Annotated in this window: 6 protein-coding genes; 3 read left to right on the plus strand and 3 right to left on the minus strand. The window is 60.3% G+C overall.

The window, feature by feature from the left end; translation table 11 throughout:
• Both D6877_RS16470 and cfaB read left to right on the plus strand, forming a co-directional pair.
• Positions 1–1551: heavy metal translocating P-type ATPase (locus D6877_RS16470; protein WP_130911491.1), on the plus strand; the 1551-nt coding region annotated here is incomplete at its 5' end.
• Between the two features lie 177 nt (positions 1552–1728).
• Complete coding sequence (gene cfaB / locus D6877_RS16475) at positions 1729–2916, plus strand: C17 cyclopropane fatty acid synthase CfaB (RefSeq protein ID WP_130911469.1); 1188 nt, start codon at positions 1729–1731, stop codon at positions 2914–2916.
• 10 nt (positions 2917–2926) lie between these two features.
• Here the strand turns inward: cfaB and cls are convergent, their stop codons facing one another.
• The gene (gene cls, locus D6877_RS16480; RefSeq protein WP_130911470.1) at positions 2927–4366 is read right to left on the minus strand and encodes a cardiolipin synthase; all 1440 of its coding nucleotides are present in this window, start codon (positions 4364–4366) and stop codon (positions 2927–2929) included.
• Positions 4367–4497: 131 nt separating this feature from the next.
• Between cls and D6877_RS16485 the strand changes: the two genes are divergently transcribed.
• Positions 4498–5016, plus strand: coding sequence for a DUF3617 domain-containing protein (locus D6877_RS16485; RefSeq protein ID WP_016772436.1), 519 nt, complete (start codon positions 4498–4500; stop codon positions 5014–5016).
• 83 nt (positions 5017–5099) lie between these two features.
• Here D6877_RS16485 and D6877_RS16490 read toward each other — a convergent pair whose 3' ends face one another.
• Both D6877_RS16490 and D6877_RS16495 read right to left on the minus strand, forming a co-directional pair.
• Positions 5100–5975 (minus strand): metal ABC transporter substrate-binding protein, encoded by an 876-nt coding sequence (locus D6877_RS16490; RefSeq protein ID WP_130911471.1) that lies wholly within the window; start codon positions 5973–5975, stop codon positions 5100–5102.
• 11 nt (positions 5976–5986) lie between these two features.
• A partial coding sequence (locus tag D6877_RS16495) for a metal ABC transporter permease (RefSeq protein ID WP_178083698.1) occupies positions 5987–6298 on the minus strand: 312 nt, incomplete at its 5' end.

The raw sequence follows: 6298 nt of genomic DNA on the forward strand, positions 1-6298 counted from the left end.
ATCGGCTCCCAGGAAGCGATCAATGCGCTTGGCCAGTTGACCCGCAGCCATGCGCGCAAGCTGCAAGCAGACGGTTCGATCATCGAAGTGGACAACGGCACGCTCAGCGCTGGCGATGTTGTCGAGGTGCGGGCCGGTGATCGGGTGCCGGCGGACGGTCGGGTATTGTCCGGCCAGGCGAGTCTCGATACGGCGTCGATTACCGGTGAGTCGGTACCGGTGGAAGCGGGCGTCGGCATGCTGGTGTTCGGCGGCGCGATCAACCTCGATGGATTGCTGCGCGTCGAAGTCACCCGTACCGGTGACGAATCCACCTTGGGCAAAGTCATCGCGCTGATGCAAAACGCCGAGCGCTCGAAACCGCCGATTACGCGATTGCTCGAACGCTATGCCGGCAGCTACATGGTGCTGGTCTTGTTGCTGGCGGCGGTAACCTGGTTCGTCACCCATGATGCGCAAGCAATGCTCGCGGTATTGGTGGCGGCGTGTCCGTGTGCGCTGGTGCTGTCGGCGCCGGCCACGGCGATTGCCGGTGTCGCCGTCGCCGCGCGTCACGGGATTCTGATTCGCAGCTCGGCGTTCCTCGAAGAACTCGCCGATCTGACCTCGCTGGTGGTCGACAAGACCGGCACGCTGACGTACGGCACCTTGCGTTTGCAGTCGATCGACAGCCTGAATGCGGAAACCGCCGAAGTGCAGACACTGGCCGCCAGTCTTGGCGCGGCAAGCAGTCATCCGGTGAGCCGGGCACTCGCTGGGCTGGTTGATCAGGAAGCGTATTGGCCTCTGACCAACATCCATGAGCGCCAAGGCCTGGGCGTAGTGGCGACGACAGAGAAGGGCGAAGCTGCGCTCGGTCGTCCAGAGTTGTTCACGCAACTGGGTATCACAACCACCCTTGTTCCTGAACATGATGGCCCGATTGCCGGCCTGGCTTTAAACGGTGAATTCCTCGCCTGGCTGCTGCTGGCAGACAGCATCAAACCGGAAGCGCGCTTCGCCTTGAACGAATTGCGCGAACTGGGGCTGGGGCGCCAACTGTTGCTGACGGGGGATCGCCACAGTGTGGCCCGAACCCTGGCGCAGGAAGTCGGGCTGAACGAAGTCCAGGCGCAAGCGCTCCCGGAGGACAAACTTAATCGCGTGCTCAAGGAAATCGACCACGGCTTCCGCCCGATGGTGGTAGGCGACGGCATCAACGATTCGCTCGCGCTCAAGGCCGGCGTGGTCGGCGTGGCGATGGGCGCTGGCGGCGCCGACATTGCCCTGGCGTCGGCGGACATCGTGTTGATCGGCAGCGATCTGCGTCGCCTCGGTACCTGCGTGCGCTTGAGTCGTCAGTGTCGGCGTACTTTGCAGGTCAACGTGATTATCGGCCTCGGCTGGACGCTGGCGATCGTGGTCTTCGCGGCTTTCGGTTGGCTTGGCGCCGCCGGGGCGATGATTGCAGCGCTGCTGCATAACCTGAGTACCTTGTTGGTATTGGGCAACGCCGGACGTTTGCTGCGCTTTCAGGAGCCATTGCTCAGGCTCGACGCTCACGCTAAATGAAAGAAAATTCATCGAACCGCCGAGTGCGCAGGCAGTCATCTATCGTAAGGCGCGTCGTCTGTGGCGTTCAGCCGATGTGCCGATCACGATAAACAAGGCCGATCGAATCGATAGCCTGCTATTTTTCCAGGTTGGTCTACCCTCAGATCAGACGTCTGAAACAAGGGGGGATTTTCCATGCTCGCGCAACTTCCACCGGCCTTACAGAATCTGCAGTTACCGCTTCGCCTGCGACTCTGGGACGGCCACGAGTTCAATCTGGGGCCGACGCCCAGCGTCACCATCGTGGTCAAGGACCCGCAGATGGTCACTCAGTTCACCCACCCAAGCCTGGATGCGCTGGGTGCGGCATTCGTCGAAGGCAAGCTGGAGCTTGAGGGCTCGATCAGCGAAGTCATCCGGGTCTGCGATGAGTTGAGCAGTGCGCTGCTCGACGAGGACGAAGGCAGTCAGCCGGTGCGTGCGCATCACGACAAGGACACCGACGCCAAAGCCATTTCCTACCACTACGACCTGTCGAACGCGTTCTACCAGCTCTGGCTGGACAGCGACATGGTGTATTCCTGCGCGTATTTCGAAACCGGCAGCGAGACCCTCGAACAGGCGCAGCAAGCCAAATTCCGCCATCTGTGCCGCAAGCTGCGCTTGCAGCCGGGCGAATATCTGCTGGACGTCGGTTGTGGTTGGGGTGGTCTGGCGCGGTTTGCAGCACGAGAGTTCGGCGTGAAGGTGTTCGGCATCACCCTCAGCAAGGAACAGTTGGCGCTGGCGCAGGAGCGGGTCAAGGCCGAAGGTCTGGAAGATCAGGTCGAACTGCAATTGCTCGACTATCGCGATCTGCCGCAGGACGGCCGCTTCGACAAGGTTGTCAGCGTCGGCATGTTCGAACACGTTGGTCATGCCAATCTCGCCGAGTATTGCGCAACGCTGTTTGGCGCGGTGAAGGAGGGCGGCCTGGTGATGAACCACGGCATCACCGCCAAACACACCGATGGCCGCCCGGTTGGACGAGGCGCTGGCGACTTCATAGAAAAATACGTGTTCCCCAACGGCGAGCTACCGCATCTGGCGATGATCTCAGCCGAGATCAGTGAAGCCGGGTTGGAAATCGTCGATGTCGAAAGCTTGCGCCTGCATTACGCGCGCACGCTCGATCACTGGAGCGAGCGACTGGAGGATAACCTCGAAGCTGCGGCGAAACTGGTGCCTGAGCAAGCACTGCGTATCTGGCGTCTGTATCTGGCCGGTTGCGCGTATGCCTTTGCGCGGGGCTGGATCAACCTGCATCAGATCCTCGCCGTGAAAGCGCATCCGGATGGCAGCCACGAACTGCCCTGGACCCGCGACGATATCTACCACCCCTGAAACGGGGCGCTTAGAGTATCGGCGAAATCAGCCGGGCGATCCGCATGCCGACCTGTTGCAGGCGGTGGATCTCCCGGCTTTCTTCTTTGGCCACTTCATCGGCCAGGGCGAAATCGTCATTGAGCATTTGTTCCACGGCGGCTGCGAACTCGCTGTCGACGGTCAGCAACATCACTTCGAAATTCAGGCGGAACGAGCGATTGTCCAGATTGGCGCTGCCGATGGCGCTGATTTCGCTGTCGATCAATACCACTTTCTGATGCAGAAAACCCGGTCGATAGCGGAACACCCGCACCCCGGCACGCACCGCCTCGAAGGCATACAGGCTTGAGGCGGCATAGACGATGCGATGATCTGGCCGCGACGGCAACAGCAGGCGCACATCAACACCACGCAAAACTGCCAGCCTCAATGCCGCGAACACTGCTTCGTCCGGGACGAAGTAAGGGCTGGTAATCCATACGCGTTGCGTTGCTGCGTGAATGGCTTCGACGAAAAACAGCGAGCAGGTTTCGTAGGCATCCGCCGGGCCGCTGGCGAGCAATTGGCAAAGCACGCCATCCTCCGGGTATGTATCCGGAAGGATCAACGGCGGCAAAGTACGAGCAGCCCAGAACCAATCTTCGGCGAACGATTCCTGCATGCAGGCCACCACCGGCCCGCGGACTTTGACGTGGGTGTCACGCCACGGCGCCAATGGTGGCTTCTCACCCATGTATTCATCGCCGACGTTATGCCCGCCGACAAACCCGACCACGCCATCGACCACGACGATTTTACGGTGGTTACGGAAGTTGACCTGAAAGCGGTTGAGCCAGCCGCTGCGTGTGGCAAAGGCTTTGACCTCGACGCCGGCATCACGCAGCGCTTGCACGTAATGATGGGGCAGGGCATGGCTGCCGATACGGTCGTAGAGCAAATGGATGGATACGCCTTCAGCGGCTTTCTGCAAAAGCAAATCACGCAAGCGCTGGCCGAGCCGATCGTCGTGAATGATGAAGAATTGGATCAGCACGGCTTCCTTCGCTTGTTCGATCGCCTGAAAAATCGCATCGAAAGTCGCGGTGCCGTTCACCAGCAGTTGCACCTCGTTGTTCGCCAGGCACGGCATGCGCCCCAGTTTCGGCATCGCGCGCAGTGAGGCATAGGCACTCGAAGCGCGAGCGGCGAGGGCTTCTTCCACCCACGGGCGCCAGTTCAATTCGGAGATGGCCAGGCGCATCTGCTCGTTGGCCTGGCGCCGGGCCTTGATGTAGCCATCGAAGGTGCTGCGACCAAATACCAGATATGGAATAAGCGTGAGGTAGGGAATGAAGATCAGCGACAATGCCCAAGCGATCGAGCCTTGCGCGGTGCGTACGGTGAGCACCGCATGGATTGCAGCGATCGAACCGAGTGTGTGCAAAAGGGCGATCAGGTAACCGAAAATGTGCGGTCCGAAAAAATCCATGGGGCAGCCTTGCTCCGCGAGATGCAATGCTTAACAGACCATGTTCTGCCGCGAATGTCTCTATTTAATCGGTGCATGAACCGACGCAATCGGCCGGCGTCTAACGGCCACAACTGATCAGGAGTTACTCGATGAACGTTCGTCTGCTGGGTTTGGCGCTGGGCCTGGGTTTGGCATTACCGGTGGTTGCGCAGGCGCAAATGCTGCAGCCGGGGTTGTGGGAAATGTCTTCGAGCAATCTAAAGGTCGATGATCAGGCCATGGATGTGCAATCGATCCTTGGCCAGATTCAAGGCCAGATCACCCCGCAGCAGCGCGCGGCGCTGGAGAAGAACGGCATCAACATCGGCGGCAAAGGCATCCGCGCCTGCCTGACGCCGCAGCAGGTTGCGACCAACGACATCCCGCTGGCCGACCCGCAATCGGGCTGCAAACAGCAGATCACCGAACGCACCGGCAACCAGTGGAAATTCCGCTTCAGCTGCCCTAAAGCCCAAGGCACCGGCGTAGCGACATTCCTCAGTGACCGTGAATTCACCACCGTTGCCAATGGCACCTTCAACGCCATCGGCATCAACCAGAAGGGCAGCCTGGAAACCCGTGCGGTGTGGCTGGGTCAGGATTGCGGCACGGTAAAACCCCGCGCTTAAACCCTCTGCGACGCCCACAGTTGGAACCCATTCCAACTGTGGGAGCGAGCCTGCTCGCGAATAGATCGGAAGTGCACCTCAAGTCATGGCTGACTCAACGCCTTGTACAGCGTATTGAGGTTGTATTCGAACAGCCCGGTAAAGGTGCTCGCTGGTCCGCTCGCCGCCAGTGCATCCGAATACAGCGTGCCGCCGATGTGCGCACCGCTTTCATCCGCGATCTGCTTGAGCAGCCGCGCGTCCTTGATGTTTTCCATGAACACCGCTTTGACCTTGGCCTGGCGAATCTGCGTGATCAGCGCAGCGACTTCGGCGGCGGAGGGTTCGCGTTCGGTGGATAAACCCTGTGGCGCGATAAAGTCGATGCCATAAGCCTGACCCAGATAGCCAAAGGCATCGTGGCTGGTGACGATCTTGCGATTGCCCGGCGGCAGCGCGCCGAGTTTGTTTTTGGCTTCGGCGAGCAGGGCATAGATCTGCTTGAGGTAGGTCTGGCTGTTGCGCTCGTAGTCAGCCTTGTTGCCCGGGTCGGCGGCGATCAGCGCCTTGGTAATGTTGGCGACGTATAACTCGGCGTTCGCCAGATTGTGCCAGGCGTGCGGATCCGGAACGGTTTCGCCATCTTCATCGAGCGAACGTGGAATCACCCCGCGACTGGCACTGATCACCGTTGCCTTGCTGTCGGTGCTGGTCACCAGGCGATCCAGCCAAGGTTCGAAACCGAGGCCGTTCTTGATGATCACTTTGGCTTTGAGCAACGCCTTGGCGTCGTCAGGGGTCGGCTCGTAGGTGTGCGCATCGGCATCCGCACCGACCATGTTGGTGATCTGCACGTGCTCGCCGCCGACCTGATGAACCATGTCGGCGAGGATGCTGAAGCTGGTGACCACCGGCAGTTTTTCGGCGGCCGACAATGACATCGACAGCATCAGGCTGAACAGCACGAGTAGAGCGCGCATCGGGAAACACCTCATTGGGATGTGAGCAAAGGCGGGCGGCGCAGCAAACCGTGAACCGGTCCCAACACCACCGACAGCAGATAGCCGACCCCCGCGACCAGCACGATGGCCGGGCCGCTGGGCAGCGAGTAGTAGAACGACAGCAGCAAGCCGAGCCACACAGACACGCAGCCCATGACGGCGGCGACGGCAATCAGTATTGGCAGACGGCGACTCCAGAATCTCGACGCGGCAGCCGGAAGCATCATCAGCCCGACTACCATCAGTGCGCCGATGGCCTGAAAGCCGATCACCAGATTCAGCACGACCAGAGTCAGGAACAC

The sequence above is a fragment of the Pseudomonas sp. Sample_9 genome (assembly GCF_004307535.1).
Lineage (GTDB): Bacteria > Pseudomonadota > Gammaproteobacteria > Pseudomonadales > Pseudomonadaceae > Aquipseudomonas > Aquipseudomonas mercuritolerans.

What these genes read in the sequence shown, in the direction of transcription:
- cfaB (WP_130911469.1), top strand. Translation starts at nt 1,729, where the DNA reads ATGCTCGCGCAACTTCCACCGGCCTTACAGAATCTGCAGTTACCGCTT.
- cls (WP_130911470.1), bottom strand. Translation starts at nt 4,366, where the DNA reads ATGGATTTTTTCGGACCGCACATTTTCGGTTACCTGATCGCCCTTTTG.
- D6877_RS16485 (WP_016772436.1), top strand. Translation starts at nt 4,498, where the DNA reads ATGAACGTTCGTCTGCTGGGTTTGGCGCTGGGCCTGGGTTTGGCATTA.
- D6877_RS16490 (WP_130911471.1), bottom strand. Translation starts at nt 5,975, where the DNA reads ATGCGCGCTCTACTCGTGCTGTTCAGCCTGATGCTGTCGATGTCATTG.